General features: G+C 37.6%; 11 protein-coding genes. 1 reads left to right on the forward strand and 10 read right to left on the reverse strand.

The genetic code is table 11. The features are described 5' to 3' along the window. The 8 genes from ISU02_RS22490 to ISU02_RS22525 form a co-directional block, all read right to left on the reverse strand. The coding region (locus ISU02_RS22490) for a hypothetical protein (RefSeq protein ID WP_194704109.1) at window positions 1-4845 on the reverse strand (4845 nt) is incomplete at its 3' end. 14 nt (window positions 4846-4859) lie between these two features. Beyond that, on the reverse strand, window positions 4860-6473 hold the full coding sequence (locus tag ISU02_RS22495) for an S-layer homology domain-containing protein (RefSeq protein WP_207736507.1): 1614 nt from the start codon (window positions 6471-6473) through the stop codon (window positions 4860-4862). 117 nt (window positions 6474-6590) lie between these two features. Next, window positions 6591-6737 (reverse strand): hypothetical protein, encoded by a 147-nt coding sequence (locus ISU02_RS22500; RefSeq protein ID WP_194704111.1) that lies wholly within the window; start codon window positions 6735-6737, stop codon window positions 6591-6593. 543 nt (window positions 6738-7280) lie between these two features. Next, entirely contained in the window at window positions 7281-7478 is a 198-nt protein-coding gene (locus tag ISU02_RS22505) for a hypothetical protein (protein ID WP_194704112.1), read from the reverse strand. Between the two features lie 44 nt (window positions 7479-7522). After that, entirely contained in the window at window positions 7523-8527 is a 1005-nt protein-coding gene (locus ISU02_RS22510; RefSeq protein ID WP_194704113.1) for an ABC transporter permease, read from the reverse strand. 14 nt (window positions 8528-8541) lie between these two features. Further along, on the reverse strand, window positions 8542-9657 hold the full coding sequence (locus ISU02_RS22515; protein WP_194704114.1) for an ABC transporter permease: 1116 nt from the start codon (window positions 9655-9657) through the stop codon (window positions 8542-8544). Further along, complete coding sequence (locus ISU02_RS22520) at window positions 9658-10512, reverse strand: ABC transporter ATP-binding protein (RefSeq protein WP_194704115.1); 855 nt, start codon at window positions 10510-10512, stop codon at window positions 9658-9660. 177 nt (window positions 10513-10689) lie between these two features. Further along, a complete protein-coding gene (locus tag ISU02_RS22525; protein ID WP_194704116.1) occupies window positions 10690-11892 on the reverse strand; it encodes an efflux RND transporter periplasmic adaptor subunit in 1203 nt (400 codons plus the stop codon). A 352-nt stretch (window positions 11893-12244) separates the two neighbouring features. Here ISU02_RS22525 and ISU02_RS22530 point away from each other — a divergent pair, with 352 nt between their 5' ends. After that, complete coding sequence (locus ISU02_RS22530) at window positions 12245-13762, forward strand: tetratricopeptide repeat-containing diguanylate cyclase (protein WP_194704117.1); 1518 nt, start codon at window positions 12245-12247, stop codon at window positions 13760-13762. A 155-nt stretch (window positions 13763-13917) separates the two neighbouring features. On the opposite strand, the gene carB is transcribed toward ISU02_RS22530, so the two are convergent. Next, entirely contained in the window at window positions 13918-17115 is a 3198-nt protein-coding gene (carB, locus tag ISU02_RS22535; RefSeq protein ID WP_194704118.1) for a carbamoyl-phosphate synthase (glutamine-hydrolyzing) large subunit, read from the reverse strand. Then, entirely contained in the window at window positions 17105-18214 is a 1110-nt protein-coding gene (gene carA, locus ISU02_RS22540) for a glutamine-hydrolyzing carbamoyl-phosphate synthase small subunit (protein WP_194704119.1), read from the reverse strand. The genes carB and carA overlap by 11 nt, the downstream gene beginning before the upstream one ends. Window positions 18215-18353: the final 139 nt, after the last annotated feature.

An 18353-nucleotide genomic window follows, 5' to 3' on the forward strand; every position in this document is an offset into this window, starting at 1 on the left:
CATGGTGTAGCTTTTCACCTTGCTTGAAGTGGCTCCTTCTAGGTCCGTGACAGTGAGTGCAATCTCAATGGCATCTTTGTAATTAAGTGTAGAAGGCGTCCCAGAAGTCCAATTGATGTCACCCTTTTTACGATAAGCCCATGTGGATTTGACAATACCGTTCCCCCATTCCCCTTGATGGTCTGGATCGTAAGACTGGTTCTTCATATTTATGCCAATGCTTGAAGTTTGGTAATTGTAATTGATGTCAAAGTCTGCTATAGGTCGCCTGTGAACGTATACCTTTAGCGTTGCAGGGTCTGAGGTCCGATTGTACTGTGCAAATCTGTAATTGGTACTGGGCTTATCTGTGGCTCTATATTCAATTTCATATTTGCCCACCTTATCAAAGGTGGTCAGTGGGACAGAGAGCGTTTGATTATGGTATGCTGATAACCCCATTGAGTTTTTATAGTAATCTTTTTCATGAATTACTTTGGAGCTTTCTGAGAGTTTCGGGTCATTTTCAAGGTCTCTGTAAAATTTATCATAAGAGATTGTGTCTTCTCCCAAGATCACATATGTGCCGCCATCAGGAGCCAATTTGACCTTATTCTCTGCCAAAATGTCAGCGATCATCTGTTCAATTGCATCTTCTCCATATTGCTTGCCTTTGGTGTTAGCATTCATCAAATTTCTAAGGTTCGTTTCTAAATCGGGATTAATGGCATAGTCATCTACATAAGATGCCTTTGTAGATACTCTGACAGATATATCCTCGTCTTTAATATAATTCTCAATATCTTTACTAACCTTTTTAAAAGAATCGTTTTTAGCTAAATATAAAAGATATTTAGCTGCCCCAGCCCGATGAGTGCTTGTTGTGATTTTTGATGCATCTACACCATAACTTTTCCAACCGTTTACAAAAGTATTTTTTTTAATTAATACCTTATCACCTATTGTTCCTTTGAAGTAATATTTATAACCATAGTAATGGTCATCTTCATCGTACCAATCTGTTGGCACTTTAGAACTATAAGTGTAATTAACAGTATAAGATAATGTCTGATAATCATTTATTAACGAGGTAGGGTCTTGTAACCAGATTGAATAGACCTGTGTAAAAGGTAGTGACTGATAAGTGCTTCGGATTTCTACAGTATCTGGCTCGGGTATCTTTGAAAGATAATAAGGCGTAACACTTTCACCATAAAGATTTATATCAGATTCACTTGATCTATTTAGCCATAATTTTCTTGAATTAGGCTTTTCTTCCCACGTTCCAATTTTAGAATATGAGAATGTGCCTTTACTTAAAATATTTTGAAAGCCATAATAAACAGTAACTCCATAAGTTAAAGGATTATAACTTGTAATATAGCGATACAAAGTTGTATAAGTTCTTCCGTCTTGAGGTATCGTTGTTTCATCCGCAAAAAATTCAGAGCCATGAAGGGTAAAAGGAGTTTGCTTTATTGAGTACTTATCGCCATTTTTAGCATATACGATATTTGGTTCAACTTTAGCTATTCCATTTAACGTTTTGTCTAAGTCTGTTAAGTTGGGAATATAAGTTATCGTATTAACGTTATCAAAGTACCAACTTGTAGTATAAGGTTTATCTGTGTCTTTATAGTAATCATAACCATCATATCCATTCAATGTTTGTCTCGGTACATTTTCATAACCTGTATCCAAGCCAAAAGCATTAAGGCCACTTCCAAACCCATACCAGTCTCCATTTGATTTTCTAAAAACAGTACTCACACCGTTAGACCACATGTAATCAACATCACTAATTGCAGTTAACTTTTGAGTATTCTTCAATCCCGAAAAATTATCATAAGTTGACGACGCATAAGGATTTAAACCATATGGGTCTTGGGTATATGGTAAAACCCCACCAAAATCTACAGTATTGTGTACTGCTGTAAAATATGGACCGAATTGCTGTTGTTCAGCAGCTAGGATCGTGCTACCAAACCAATAAACATCACCACTTGTTGAAAGTAATAGATATTTATTATCCCCACCTTCGATTTGTTTTATGTTTGATGCTATTTTGTAGGGTTTCATAACCCATATACTGCCGCTTCCGTAAGCACCAGCATCATTTTTGGAGTTTGTACCTAAAAAATAAACATCGCCGTTTTCAAGCCAATACATTTTGGCATTATCATAGTTAAACTTATAAGCACTTTTAATTCGTGAATCAAAAAAACTATCAGTTACTTCTGTCTTGTTTGAGTATAATCTAGTAGTCGATTGTTCAACATGATAAGAATTATCACTAAACTCTATTAACCCACCACTCCATTCTGCAACTTCGTATTTTGACAATTCACTGTCAAGAACACAAAAATAGTTTTCAGCTTCGGGGTTCATATATCGCCCTATATATTTTTTACCCGATATGATGTTGAAATTCACGTTTAAAAAATCCTCGTAACCTTCATTCACCATCGTATTAAGTTTTGTTTCAAGATCAAGAAGGTCTTGACCTTCATAATCCGTCATTACATCAATATCGATCTTCTTTTCATTAACTGCCATGAAGCTTACTGAGGGCTTATAATTGTCTACTGTGATCACTTGCTTTATTGCACCAGTTCTGTAATCCGCTTGCGTAATAAACTGAGAGATCGTCTCTTGTCCAAAGGCTTCTGTAACAGCTAGTGAAATCTCGTATTTGCCCACTGAACCCACATTGAATTCGACTTGGTTATCTGCATAATCCTCTGTTGTCTTTAAAGTGACGCTGGATTCATCTGTAAAGAGACCATCATTATCAGAGTCAAAACGATAAGACCACACTCTGCGCTTTATAAAGTCGCCATCTGTTGAATAGGAATGGTCATAAGCTTTAACAACAGCTATTCTCGTACCATCACGGAACTTAGGAGTTGTAGAATCAATAACCATGATGGGCGATTGATCTTCAACTACATTGAGAATCATAGTTTTAGTGTCGGATATACCGTAACTATTCGTTCCCTTACATGTGACCAGATATTTGCCTTTTACTTTCATGAGCACTTCAATTTGCTTGCCATATGTAGACACCATCTTAACGTTACTTTGTGACGCTGTAACGTCCATCGGTTTAATTGTCCAATTGTAATTATCGCCAACCGCACTCATGGACTCGGTCCAATTCATAGCTCTAATCGTAATTTTACGGTTTTCTTTGTAAAATCCTACAGTAGATAATTCGATCGACGGCTGCACTGGTGTGACTTTTATAAAAGTGCCTGTTTCACTTCTTGCACCGTCGTCATCAGTGACGCCTAATATCACTTGAAACGTGCCTGTTCTGTTAAAGTTAGGAAAACAAAATGATTTTGTGTCCTCTTGGTAAAATCCAATGCTTGGAATTCTGAAATCATATTTTACGATTTTACCATCAATATCGTAAGATTGAGCTCCAGAAATATAAACACTTCCTACAAGTGTTTCACTGGGGGCATTGATGATTGGAACAGGCGGCAAATTGTTATTTGCTTTATATAGATAGGTCATTGTCCTCGCTATTGGCGACTCAATAATACCTCCACCCTTTAGGGTTACAATTGCCTTACCTTCAAATATCTGTGTTTTAGGCATACCATTGTAAGCAATAGTGAAGCTGTGAGACATACTTTGGTTAAGGCTTGGGAAAAAGAACTGCGACCTCGTTTGGTCTTTCTCTAACGTTGACATTTGAAGTTCAACTGATAAAATGTCAGTTGGTTCTACATTAAGGACTGCTGTGTTTAAAGTCACTGGTATGTTGATTGTGTTTTGAGTGGCTGCTAGCATGATTTCACTTGGTGGACTCATAACCGCCGTTGCTAGCGGTTCAAGATTCTTTTCAATAACAAGTGTTGCTGTGGCAACTTTGGGAATATTGGGGTCTTTATTTTGTCTTGAAGATTTAGTTACTGGTGTTGAGTCCCACGGTCTTTCATAAGTCGCTGTAGTTTCAAGTTCAACGGTATATGTCCCCACTTCAAGTGTGCTTGGGATTACAGAAGATGGGGTACTTACAGTATCAATCGCTGTGAAGGTAGATGCACCTTGTTTTTTATAACGCCATTTAAAACCAAGTGGTACGGTCTTGTTTGGGAAGGTTGATTCTACCCCAACGAGATTGATTGGCTCACCTTCTTTGAAGGTATAAATGCCATTAGGTTCAACCACGCTTCGATTGTTTTCATCTAGTCTTGAAATAACTGGCTTCAAATCGCCCACTGGTTGTGCCACGTAGCCAAGAGGGATGTTGTAATAGGTTTCTATGGCAGATTGAGTTGACTTAGTCCAATCAATCCCCGAACCTAAGATTTCATCTTTGGTCATCCATATAGTACCTTGTGGGGTTGGCTTGCCATCTGTCCCCACTGTGAAAGTGCCTTGCTCAACGCCGTTATAGACTTTTGCAAATACCCCATCTAAGTAAATGATGTTGTCATTAGCGAAAAAAGCAGCGATATTTTCACGGTCTACAGGGTCGGTATAGGAACGGTCAAAAGATTCGTAGATTGGTACAGTGTTATCTTGTGGATAACCATTATCATAGCTTAAAGGCACTCTGAAATAGTTGATTTGCCATTGTCTATTAAATTTCGTGTATTCAGGTGAAGTCATATAATGTTTCATAGTGAAATAGGCTTTATAATCTTTGCCATTAGAATTAAAGTGTGCCTTAAAGCCAACCGTCCTATATGCAATACCCGATGATACAATGGGGGTATCCGTGGTGAATTTAAAAGTGTTGGTTTTGTCATCATACGGATTTGCCTTTTCATCATCCGCCAGAAAATTCAATGGCGTTAAGAGGTTGATTAAAAGTGCAAGTATAAGAAAAATACTGAATTTCTTTTTCATAGGTTATTGACTCCTTAGTTCAATGGGTTCACTGGAATATAGTCTGTAATGTAGTAGTTCACACCATAATTAGGTTTGCTGTGTTCCCAGTTGTTGTTGATGTTTTCAAGAAAATCACCGAGTAATATTTCACAGTCAATGTAATACCACTGGTCAACATCTAGCTTAACAATGCCTTCTGCATCTTCAAAATGGGTTTGATAGACCTCTGCCTTTTGGCTTGGTGATTTAAAGGCAAAATACAAACGTCCTCTTAATCGATCTGTTTGGTCCGATGCATAATAGAAAAGGGAAGAATCCGTTATAAATTCGCTTTCCATGACGAGTTGATTGTTCTTAATGTTGTTTAAGAGTTCTTCAATGCGATTTTTCTTACCATTATTGGTGGCAGAAACCCATTGAAGGTCTTTCTTGTAGGCTTCTAAATCGTCTCTGTAGTCAAAGTTATAAAAGGTTTTCATGGCTTTAATACCTATGGCAATTTCAGAGTCCACACGTTCTTTCTTCGCTTCATAAGTATCATATCCTGCACCATACCATTTCATATTGATTAGGTCTTCGTAGTAGTAAAAATCTTCAAGAAAACCACAGAAAACATTGTTTGTATGTTGTCTAAGTTCATCAAGGACTTTTTCACGGTCAATCACAGGTTTGCCGTTTCCAAATTTCAATTGAACTACATCACCACTCACTACTGGTTGCACAAGTTCTATTTGAACTCTGACTCCATCTGTGAGCAAAGATGGATCTGTTCTTTTCTCTTTATCAAGCACCCTCTCAATCACCACACAAGATGCCCCTCTTGTCATTACACCTTTAGGATCAAAGTGATTATCATTACCAGTAAATACGCCTTTTTGAAGCATGCTATAAACACTGTCTCTGTATGCACTCTCAATTTGATCATGGTCGAAAATCACTTGATCCAGTATTGATGTATAGCACTGGTCATACTGAATGCCCTCTTTGATTTGTAATGCTCTATAAAGAATGGCAGCGGCTTGCTCTCTTGTGATCTCACTTGTGGCATTAGTCATAGGCTCACCCGTTTTCACAAGTCCAAGTTCAAGCGCTCTTTTCATGATGGGCATATCCCATGTTTCACCCATGCTTGCACCTTCTACAGTCTCGTTCATGGCTTTAAGGGTTAGGGATAAAAATTCAACATTGCTGATCGCTTTGTCAGGTTTGAACGTGCCATCTGGATAGCCCGAGATCACGCCTTGGTTCACAAGTGATGTCACAAAGGGTTCTGACCAGTGCCCTTGGATATCCGTTGGCAATGCATCTGCATAACTTTGTGGCGCCACAACTATAACACTTGATATGAATAACACAATGCTGAGCACTGGTAAAATCAAGTGCTCTCTATAAAAAACACGTTTTTTTGGCGCTTCAGACATTTGCAAATCAGCTTTCATTGTCATTTTTGTCATTTTTATCTTGCCTATTTCTCTTATCTTTTTTTTCATTTTCCACTCCATTCTCATGCACTCAATTGCCATACTTCTGATTTTCGGGCATCCTGTTCTCACATTTTCTACAGAATCATGCGCCTCATATACACCTTTTCTATCGTTCATCTCCACAATTTGATGTTTTAATTTTGCCATTTTATCTGATACCATTTGTCTTATACTCCCTTTCATCTCACTTTAGATTATAATAGTCTTTTTATCTTCTCTTGAATTCTCGTTTTAGATACACCAAAAAAAGAGATGTCATGCAAACATCTCCATGAGATTCTATTCCTTTTGAATTTGTTTATGTATATCTGAATTTATATCTGTGAACCGCTCTTTACCTTCATTCTCGATTCGATCCTCACTTTTATAGCATATATTTTCCATGGTGTGTATTTTAAAATTATCTTCTAGATATATCTTCGCCATCTTTAATCTCCCTCTAATCACATTTTTTATATCCGTCATATAATTGTGCTATTATTATTGTCGATTAATAACAATTATGTTTTTTAAAGTATATCATAAATTGTTACAATAAATCAATATATCGTTAACATTTTTTTACATTTATTTTGTGAGACACTCTGTCCAATTAACATATTTCAAACAAAAAAGCACCTTCTCATAAAAAAGAAGGTGCAGACTCACAATATCAGTTCTGCTCATTTGACTTACCTTAATCTCTTGGATTCCTATGCTCACTCTGTAAAGTTTTCTATGCAATCCCTCAAAATCCATTCCAAAGAAATTTCAATCACATTCACAATAAGTATCACTTCCTTGGATGTTAATCGTCCATGTTTGTCATAATGATTTCGCTGAAAAGTGCAGATATACAACATAAATCTATATCCATCTTTAGAAAGAACAGACATCCGGAAACTCCACTTTAAAAGTTCAAAAAGTGTATGACTACAAGTGTATGACTACAAGTGTATAACTGCAACACTTGTTGCTATGAGAAGGAAGTCATCTCGTAAACAACCAAACACCCAGTACGAGAAAGATCAGAGCCCAGATGTAGAAAAATATTTCCGTCCCTGTATCCCCTAAGAATTTTTTGAACAACTCAATTTTTTTCATACGCCAAATTTGGGGTGGTTTCACAACAGCAATTACAACAACTAATGCTGCATATAATATCGATAAGATTGCCCAGCTTTTCATTTTTATGTCCTCCTTTTCATGCATTAAATCTCTATTTTCTGGCTCTATTCCAATCCTTTTCTGATCCTAGGTGCTAACATCAAAAATACCATTGCACTTATGCCGAGTACAATGCCTGAATACTTGATGATATCAAGCCATGAGCCTTGGTTGGACAGTACGAGAACATTGCCTTTGTAAGTCCAATAAAAGGGGATCCAGTAAAATAGAAACTGCCATTTATCTTCCAAAAGTTCTTGTCCTGCAATGGATCCAAATAGAGGTAAAAAGAGCAGCTTCATATTGCCTGCGGCATTCATGACATCATCATTATTTATACCTTCAATAAACCCTATGAGTATGCTTATGATACACGAGGTAAGCACCATGAGAAGCACATGGAAAAAGTTGATACCGCCAAAGCCTGTTATGATTAGAATTAATATGCTCCCAACCAGTGGCACAAATACACCAATCAGACTTTTTCCAGCTATAAATGTCATTCTAGACACGGGTGATAAATGAATCGCGCTTATTGTGTTATCCGTTTTTTCTTCAACAATATTCAGTGCAATGATCATCCCTCCTAAAATTGAAGTGAAAATCATTGCACCGTTAACCATGATTTTTTTAAGCGGTGGGATATCTCTGCCATAGTCTACAATCTCAGCCATTGAATCTGCCATACCAATGTCAAAGTGGTCAAAAGCGGCTAACTTTTTCACATAATTTACAATATAGTCTGGTTCATTGCCCTGAGTCAAGATATAGTATTCATCCTTTTGATTTGGGAGTATAGCAATAATATGATCTCTTTTCCTAATCCTGTCCTCAATTGCCTCTAGAGAATCCCTCCATTCTACCTTTGCAAACTGAGTTAAATAGGCACTTTGCTCTTGATTCTCTCCTTTCAATAATACGATCTCAACTGTGGTATCATTAATACCTGGAGAAAACACATTAATGATCACGGCAAAAATAACCGGTACAATGATGATGTACAAGGTTAAAAAATTTCTAAAGCTCGCCTTTAAATCCCTTAAAAAAATAATGCCTACTTTTTTAATCATTTGGAAACACTCCTTCACAGAGACAGTGTCTTCTTGAATCTATAATTTGCCAAAATAAAAATATCAAGGCCAATTACTACAAAGCTAATGGATGCCACCAATACATAGGTCATATTGCCACGCACCGATATGATTTCCTTAAAACTCTGTAACATGATATAGCTCGGGATAACCTTTACCCAGTTTGGGTCCCAGCTTGGCGTGAAGTATGAAATATTGGGCATGATCATAATCATGATGACAATGTACATGGCACCGAAAGCTTCAACGATATCCTTATAGTAACTTGTGAGAAACAACCCAAGTGATGCCGCAAAAAAACCTGAAGATGCAATAAATAAAATCATTGCAAAGTAATTAGGCTGTCCCCCCATAATCGGCACCGTTATAATGAGTGTTGATAAAATACTGGTTAAAATGATAACGCCAATTTTACTCAACAGATAATGCCATACTGACGATGTCGTTATGGCATAGGCCTTGATAATGCCCTCACTCTTATCTAAAAAGATATAGGCCGCAATAACGAATAAGCTCATAAGACTGCCATTGAAGGTTAAAAACACGGGAATCATATTCTCCTTATCGCTTAATGGCGCAACCTCCTGATATAAGCTTCTGATCTCTATATTATCAGAATATGCTTTAATGACGTCATGACCAGCCAATCGGTTATGATAGACCAATAAAAGATTTTGGAGCTTTTGCGTTTCATAACCTTGTAAATAATAGGTGAAAACCATCTGATTGGACTCACTTACACGTACGTGCACCGTTGGCACTCTCTTCGAATCAGAAATAGCGTTAAGCGCTTCTATACTGTCCAGCAAGAAAATTTTGGATTCATCTGTCTCATATAGCCTTGCGTCATAGGTGTTTTTATCTGCTCCCACTTCCACAATTTCTATGACATCATCCAGATCGTCTTCCAGCAATGTCTTCATATATCTGTCCTTAAGAACTTGGGGCAAATCAAGATAATAATACGATTTACCCTTACTGTCAAAGTCTTCTGGCACTACAAATAGGAGTATCAATAAAATAATCACCGCCATGCCCAGCTCAACATAAAAGTACCAGCTCTTCGAGGATAAGCTCAACTCCTTTGAAAAATTGTACCAGAGTTTCATTTATACCAGACCCCTTCCGGTTACCTTGATAAATATTTCTTCAAGTGTGGCTTCTTTGGTATGCATCGTTTGAATATCATAATTTTTGATCACTTCAATTAAACGCTCTTTTTCCGCCTCAAAAACCGTCGAAAAATGCGCCTTAATCAATTGTCCCGATTTAAAATATTCGACATCTACCAATTTTTCACCATATTTGAGCTTTAATGCTTTGGGGGAATCTATAAGTCTTATCTTCCCATCCACGATAAATGCCACACGGTGGCACAATTCATCTGCAATATACATATTATGAGTCGTCAGAAATATTGTAACGCCCTTTTCATTTTCACGCTTTATAATATCTTTGATATTGGATGCAATTGCAGGATCAAGGCCTGTGGTTGGCTCATCCAGAAACCACATTTTAGGGTTATTAATCATGGATCTTGCAAAAGTCAGTCGATGCTTCATCCCTTTTGAATAACGCTCCGCCTTCACATTTTCTTTGCCATCGAGTCCCACAAGTCTTATGAGCTCCATGGGATCTCTCGTCTCCACATCAAATAATTTTCTGTAAAACTCAAGATTTTCAATTCCGGACATTTTATTGTAAACATTAGATTGTTCAAAAGACATGCCTATCTTATTGAACATCTTGTTCTTAATGTGCTTGATGTCATAACCTGCAACCTCAACTTCACCCTGCTGTAGCTGTAAAAGACCCACAAGGATATTTTGAGTGGTTGATTTTCCTGCACCTGAAGGCCCTAAAAAACCAAATATCTCTCCCTTCTTAATTTCAAAATTGACATCATTAACTGCATAATTATCATCATTGTTGTATGAATGGTACAGGTTTTTGACTTTGATCATCCTATTCACCCCTTCATGACAGACACTTCTAAAACCTTTATAACTTTAACTTCAGTTTTACTTTAAACTTTGGCTTTAACTTTAAACTTCAGTTTTAGTTTTTAATTTCAATTCTTTCATATAGCCATGATGCTTTAATTTTTCATTTATGCATCCATACTCTCAAAGTTCTTCAAGCTAATCTTCTTGATAGTTCAAGATAACCGATTCACCCTCTTTTAGGCCCTCTTTCACCTCTATATTACCGTCAACTCTTATGCCGGTTTTGACTTCCTTTTGAACAACATCTCCGTTTACAAGGACCTCTACATATTGTCTTGAATTCTGTGATACAACAGCCCCTTCTGGGATTAAAAGCACTTCTCTTGGGGCCTCAATCATCACCTTCGTCTCTACTTCAAGCCCATAGGGCAACGCATCCGCAGATTTTGGCAAACCAATCTCCACAGTCTGCCGATTCTCTTCTACACTGAGTTCTGATAACGTCACAAAAGCTTTTGGATAAACTCGGTCAACTTTTAAGTCTTTTATATAAAGATCCAGATTCAAATCCTTAACCTCTGCCATCATATCTGGTTTGATTTGAATTGCATCTGCCACCATGAAATCCACCAATATGATTTTCTCTGATGTATCCTGAATTTCAATCATCAGAGTGCCCGGTGATGGTGTATCACCTTTAAAGGTATTGAGTTCTGTTACGATGCCTTCAATATCTGAGTAGATCGCGTAATCTGCTCTGCTTTTCTCATATCCGTTTAAAGTTAAAAGCAATACATCTATTTCAGCCTCATATTTGGCTCTTGTATTTTTAGAAATTCCTTTTGCAAGTTGATTATAAGTGTTTTGCGCTATTTTCAAGCTGCTCTGAAGCTGATCCATATTGTTGACAGCTTGCTCTAAATCTGAGAGAGATACGGCCCCAACGCTATAAAGCGATTCTGTTCTCTCTTTATTTATCATTGCGATCTCTAAATTGTTTTTTATTTGAGATAATTCGATCCGCGCACTACTGACCCTTTCCATATCCGTTCCAGACAGGGCATCATTGTACGCGGCTTCTAAAGCTTCTATCTGCTTCTCAACTTTTTGAACTTCATTATCCACATGGTCTTCGTATTTAACCAGCAGTTGTCCTTTTTTTACATAATCGCCCAGTTCTAAAGACATCTCTTCAATTTTTTTTACGCCCCCTCCATGATACTTTCTAATGTTTCTAGAGCTGATCCTCCCCACATCTTGAACATATTGGCTCACTTCACCACTTTTCACTAAAGCTGTATTGTATTTCACGCCAATATTCCCAGTCGTTAATAAATAAAATAAACTGACGCCTATTGTTGTAAAAACAATAAATGCAATGATCAATTTCTTTTTCATATCGACCTCCATTTTCAACTGGTCTACTGCTTCTACTCAAAATTTCGCATCATGCGATTTAATATATGTATAGTGATACAGGCAGATTAAATGTACTTATTGATATGCATACCCTATCTGTTTGATTATAAACCTTTAGGAGATCACAGGGGATTGCCCCTCTTCCCCCAGTAAAATGGCAAGAAAAAACGCATTGAGTTCGTTAGTGGCTCGAGTGATTATTATTTCGATACAGATAAAGAAAAAAGAATTACAGAATAAACGATATAGGTATAAAGTAGCACAAATTAAGGATAGATTTTGATATAATATTGTAAATATGTGCCCAAAATTCGATATGGAGGACTATGCCATGCACGACATATACAGTGAACTAAAGGCTATTTTACGCAATGAGTATGTTGATATAGATATAACGAAGAGAAAGCTTGAAGCTCTAAGAGAAAAGACTCGGACAGCGGGTTCTCAGTTTGAGCATTTTAGATTGGCTTGCTTAAACAACCTGAACAACAATCACGCAATTGCCATCGATCACGCCAACCGGGCGCTAAAAATAGTTGAAACTGAAAAAGATGTTTTCCTTTCAGAACAGATACATACCCTTCTTGGCTTTATTGCGTACAACAGAGGCAATTACGAAAAGGCCGTCGAACACTATCTTGCCGTTCTTAAATGCGTTCAATCTCCAAGAGTCATCAATAATATTGGCTCGATATTCAGCGATATGGGAGACATGCATGAAGCATACAGGTATTATAAGCAAGCAGAAGAAGCCTTTGACGATCCTTTAAACTTCCGCCTTCTTGCCATTATCTATAGCAATATAGCTGAATGTGAAACCGCCTTTGGCCATTACGACGCAGCCAAACATTATCTTGAACTGTCGCAAGCACAAATAAGTACATTTACAAAAAAAGAAGGTACTGCATATATTTTTAATGCCTTTGGCAATTTAGCCTATGTACAAGAAGACTATGATACCGCAATTAAATACTATGAAATGGGGGAACGCTACGCTGAAAACGAAGCGATTCTCGTATACTACAGAGATTTTATCCTCAATCATGCTAGGACCTTGTTAGCAAAAGGTGATCTGGACGGTGCAAAATCTAGAATTGAGCGCCTTTTCCAAAACAGCACCCACTTCAGCTTTGATTCTGCAATTCCAGAGATTCAAGAATTACTGGCGAAAATTGCCGATGCAAAGGGGCAACTGGAACTTGCAAATACTCATTATAAAAAATATATAGAATTGATTAAAAACCAAGAAGCTGCAAATCTCCAGCATAGAAGTGAAAGCATTAAGACAGCGGTAAAATTCGCACAGCTCCATACACAACTGGATACCCTCAATAAAATGTCTCGATCGGATGTTTTAACCGGTCTATCTAATCGGTTTGCGCTTCGAGAATATATGAATACTTGGACTGAAATCAACAATGAACATCCAACAATAATTGCACTTTTCGATGTGGATCAATTTAAGCTACACAACGATCAGTTTGGTCACGCTCACGGTGACGCCTGTCTCGTTGAAGTTGCAAAAATAATAAAAACAAATCTTTCTTCAGATCGTGGCGACATTTTCAGATATGGTGGAGACGAGTTTCTCGTCACACTTGTTGGATATGATTATGAAGAAGCTTATAGCAAATTAGAGGACACCCGAAAGGCCATTGAAGGTCTCAACACAACAGGTATGATTCCAGTTGTAGAAAATCGAACCGCTATTTCATGCAGCATTGGCGCCGTAACCGCCCCATCTGGAAGCAACCAAACTTTTGAAGATCTCTTTAATATCGCTGATAGAGCTTTGTATATCTCTAAGGATCAAGGCCGAAATTGTGTGACGATATTGGCTTCTAAATAAAAATCTATTGCATACAGCGATAATCAAAGAAAAATGCCTTTCTCATTTTAAAAATCGTAATTAAAAGTCCACAAAAACAATTAAGGAGTGGGGATTCACGGAATCCCCACTCCAACGATTAACTTTGAACCTATCTTATATTCATCAAGTAAAACCTATGCCAAAGCATTGATGTCAAACACGTCTAAGCTGTTAAAAATCTGAGGTTTAGACAAAATATTGACGAACGATAAATACGTGTCATAAGCTGTTACACATGGAATTTTCTTTTCTGTGGCAAATCTTCTGATGTTGAAGGACTTCTTAGCCTCACCACCAGATAAATTGGTCACAACAAATTTTATATTTTCTTCATCAAACACTGTATAAATGGCTTCAACCACCGTGTCAAATTTCAAATCAATCTGATGCTTTTCTATTAAATCCGCTGTTTCTTGATCAGAAACGAGTTCATAACCAATGTGTTGGAACTGCTTCATGATTTCAAGCGCTTCTGCCGTTTTACTATCAATGGCATCGATGATACAAACAACTTTTCCATGATGATCAAAAGAATTGCCAATGGCCATAAAGCCCTTTGCAAGTGCCTTATCCACAGTGGTTTCAATGCACATCATTTCACCCGTTGACTTCATATTAGGTCCGAGTTCAACATCAACGCCTATGAGTTTATCATTTGAAAACACAGGTAGTTTCACAGCAAATACAGATTTTTCAGGATAGAGTCCTAACCCGTAACCCATGTCAGAAAGGGATTGACCAAGCATGATGCGCGTTGACAATTCAATCATAGGAACACCTGTAATCTTGCTCAAAAATGGCACGGTTCTAGAAGCTCTTAAATTGATTTCAATACAGTAGAACTGTCCATCTTTTTCAACTAACTGTATGTTCATAAGTCCACGCACATTAAAGGTCTTCGATAATTTCTGTGTTAATGTACATAGATCCGCTTTTAGAGACTCTGTCAATGCCTTTGAAGGATATATGGAGATACTGTCACCCGAGTGAATCCCAGCGCGTTCAAGATGCTCCATAATACCAGGGATCAAGATTTCTTCACCATCGCAGATCGCATCAATTTCTATCTCCATGCCCAGTATATAACGATCCACTAGAAGTTCATCATTTCCAAGTGCAAACAACATCGTTGAATACGTTCTAAGTTGCTCTGCATCATCAATGATTTTCATCCCTAAACCACCAATAACATAACTTGGTCTTATGAGTACCGGGAATCCATAGCCTTTTGCAATCTCCATCACTTCATCCACATTTGTAGCACTTAATCCTTCTGGATGAAGAATATTCACCTCATCTAGTAAATCATAGAAATCTTCTCTATTTTCAGAGGCCTCAATATTGTCAAATGAGGTTCCAATAATTAAATCCTTCAATACTTCAGCCAATTTTAAACCTGTTTGACCTCCATATTGTATGATAACGCCATCTGGTTTTTCGAAATCTACGATGTTTAAGACATCTTCCACTGTAATGGGCTCAAAGTAAAGCTTATCTGAAACGTCAAAGTCCGTACTCACAGTCTCTGGATTATTATTGATGATAATGCCTTCATAGCCTTGTGCTTTCAATGCTTTTATGCCATGCACTGAACAGTAGTCGAATTCAACACCTTGACCGATTTTGATCGGACCTGAACCCACCACGATGACTTTCTTCTTATCGGTTCTGATATTTTCATCAAATTGATCGTATGTGGAGTAATAATAAGGTGTAAGTGCTTCAAACTCGCCACTGCAAGTATCTACCATCTTATAAGTTGGTAAAATGCCAAGTTCTTTTCTATAAGCTCTAATGCTCATCTCATCTGGATTGCCGAGCAGATGCTTTGAAAGAAATGCATCAGACATGCCGATTTTTTTCATTTCAAGCATTTTTTCTCTTCCAATAGACGTAAGCGTCGATTTTCTAACTAGGTTTTCAAGTGTAATGATTTTTTTGAGTTTGTGAAGGAAAAAGAAATCAATACCAGTCTGTGCATGAATGCTCGGTATGCTCACTTCTCTTCTCAAGAGTTCGCCCACATAAAAGATACGATCACTTTTAGGTTTTCCAATTTCATTAAACAATTCATCCAATACCATCTTATTGAGCGGTTCAAAGATTAAACTGTACTGATTGAGTTCAAGTGAACGCACTGCTTTTAAAAACGCCGCTTCAAAGTTATTGCCAATAGCCATAACTTCACCCGTTGCTTTCATAGTCGTGCCAAGACTCTTATCCCCTTCTGGGAATTTATCAAATGCCCATTTAGGGAATTTGACCACGCAGTAATCCAACGCTGGTTCGTGACATGCTTTTGTCTTTTGAGTGATATCATTGACAATTTCATCCATCTGATATCCCAACGCAATTTTAGTGGACACCTTTGCAATAGGATATCCAGTTGCCTTGGAAGCAAGTGCTGAGGAGCGACTCACCCTTGGATTAACTTCGATGACATAAAATTGGAAACTCTTAGGATCAAGCGCATATTGAACATTACATCCCCCAACGATCTCGAGTTCAGCTGCAATATCAATCGCCGCTTTTCTGAGCATTTGATACTCTTTATCACTCAAAGTCTGTGAAGGTGCCACAACGATACTGTCACCTGTGTGAACGCCCAGTGGGTCTATATTTTCCATATTACAAATCGTAATACAGTTGCCAGCAGAATCTCTCATGAGTTCATATTCAATTTCTTTCCAGCCCATCAAGGATTTCTCTATAAGCACCTGATTCACTGGTGATAATGCAATACCTCTTTTGACAATGGCCTCGAACTCCTCCATGGTATGACAAATACCACCGCCAGTGCCACCAAGCGTATAGGCAGGGCGTGCAACCACTGGCAGTTTTAAATGCTCTAAGCATTTAACCGCTTCCACATAAGTGGTCACCGCATAACTCTGAAGTACTGGAATACCTATTTTCTCCATTGCTTTTTTAAAGCCTTCTCTGTCCTCGGACTTTTTAATGCCTTCAATGGTAGTCCCCAAAACTTCTATACCGTATTTGTCTAATAAGCCCAAATCGTGCAGATTCACAGCCACATTGAGACCCGTTTGACCACCAATTCCAGGAATAATGGCATCGGGTTTTTCCTTAATGATGATTTTTTCTATAAAATCTATTTGAGCAGGTTCAAGATAAATAGCATCTGCCATTTCTCGATCTGTCATAATTGTTGCAGGGTTATTATTAACCAAAATTGTGTAATGACCTTCTTCTTTAAGAACCTTGCAAGCTTGGCTTCCAGAATAGTCAAATTCAGCACCTTGTCCAATAACGATTGGTCCTGAGCCTATAATCAATACTCTTCTCTTTTTTTCTATTACACTATTTTGCATTTTTAGTCTCCTCCATCATCGCAATAAATTGATCAAACAAATAAGCTGAATCACCAGGTCCTGGCGAAGCTTCTGGATGATATTGAACGCTAAAAACAGGTTTACTATTGTGCTTTATGCCTTCAAGAGAACCATCATTTACATTTAAATGTGTTATGGTTACATCTAGAGGTTCAAGCGTTTCTTTCACAACGACATAGCCGTGATTCTGAGAGGTAATCATCACTTTATTGAGCATTAAATCCTTAACGGGATGATTAGAACCTCTATGACCAAATTTAAGTTTTTGAGTTTTGGCGCCAAGCGCAAGTGCAATCAATTGATGTCCCAAGCAAATGCCAAATACAGGTTTTGAATCCAGCAATCGTTTAACAACTTCCACAACACTTTTATAGTCTTCAGGATCTCCAGGACCGTTTGATAAAAATACGCCGTCAGGATTATAAGCCATGATCTCTTCATAGCTTGTAAAAGCTGGGAAAACTTTTACGTGTCCAGTTCTATACGCTAAAGATTCTAATATATTGCGCTTAATACCAAAATCGAGGACAGCCACCTTATAATCATTTGCTTCTGTGACAGTATCCATCACATAACTCTCTTTAGTTGAAACCGCTTCAAGCAGTGCCTCTCCGCTGACCAAATTGTCCTTTTCAGTTAACAATTTTTGAAGATCGCCATCCACTGATTTAAAGACTTTTTCTGTGACAATAACACCAATCATGGTGCCTTTATCACGAATATGCTTCACAAGAGCCCTTGTGTCCAACTGTTCTATGCCGATGATCTTATGCGCTTCCAAATAAGCTGAAAGTGTCATCTTCCCTCTCCAATTGGAATAATTGCCTACAAATTCTCTTACAATAAGGCCTTTAATTTGAGGTCCACCTGACTGAATATCCTCTAAATTGATGCCATAGTTACCTATGATCGGGTAGGTTAAAATCACCATTTGTCCAAAATAAGACGGATCTGTGATGATCTCCTCATATCCTGTCATTCCTGTATTAAAGACAACCTCTCCAATACTCTTTTCGAGAGATCCAAATAATTTCCCTTCGAGGACAAAACCATCCTCTAATACCAAATATCCTTTCATACACCCTCCAATAATTAATGTATCACTGTACATTATTAATTAACACAATACGTTTATTTTATGACATTTTGTCTTGTGTTTCTACTACTTTCAACCAAATGGCTTAAAAAAATGCACCATTCAAAAATGATGCATCTGA

This window comes from Fusibacter ferrireducens, assembly GCF_015352425.1.
GTDB lineage: Bacteria > Bacillota > Clostridia > Peptostreptococcales > Acidaminobacteraceae > Fusibacter_A > Fusibacter_A ferrireducens.

Bases quoted from the DNA above. Each gene is read 5' to 3' on its own strand.
- ISU02_RS22505 (WP_194704112.1), bottom strand. From the start codon at position 7,478: ATGAAAAGCTGGGCAATCTTATCGATATTATATGCAGCATTAGTTGTT.
- ISU02_RS22515 (WP_194704114.1), bottom strand. From the start codon at position 9,657: ATGAAACTCTGGTACAATTTTTCAAAGGAGTTGAGCTTATCCTCGAAG.
- ISU02_RS22500 (WP_194704111.1), bottom strand. From the start codon at position 6,737: ATGGCGAAGATATATCTAGAAGATAATTTTAAAATACACACCATGGAA.
- ISU02_RS22520 (WP_194704115.1), bottom strand. From the start codon at position 10,512: ATGATCAAAGTCAAAAACCTGTACCATTCATACAACAATGATGATAAT.
- carA (WP_194704119.1), bottom strand. From the start codon at position 18,214: ATGAAAGGATATTTGGTATTAGAGGATGGTTTTGTCCTCGAAGGGAAA.
- ISU02_RS22495 (WP_207736507.1), bottom strand. From the start codon at position 6,473: ATGGTATCAGATAAAATGGCAAAATTAAAACATCAAATTGTGGAGATG.
- carB (WP_194704118.1), bottom strand. From the start codon at position 17,115: ATGCAAAATAGTGTAATAGAAAAAAAGAGAAGAGTATTGATTATAGGC.
- ISU02_RS22510 (WP_194704113.1), bottom strand. From the start codon at position 8,527: ATGATTAAAAAAGTAGGCATTATTTTTTTAAGGGATTTAAAGGCGAGC.
- ISU02_RS22530 (WP_194704117.1), top strand. From the start codon at position 12,245: ATGCACGACATATACAGTGAACTAAAGGCTATTTTACGCAATGAGTAT.
- ISU02_RS22525 (WP_194704116.1), bottom strand. From the start codon at position 11,892: ATGAAAAAGAAATTGATCATTGCATTTATTGTTTTTACAACAATAGGC.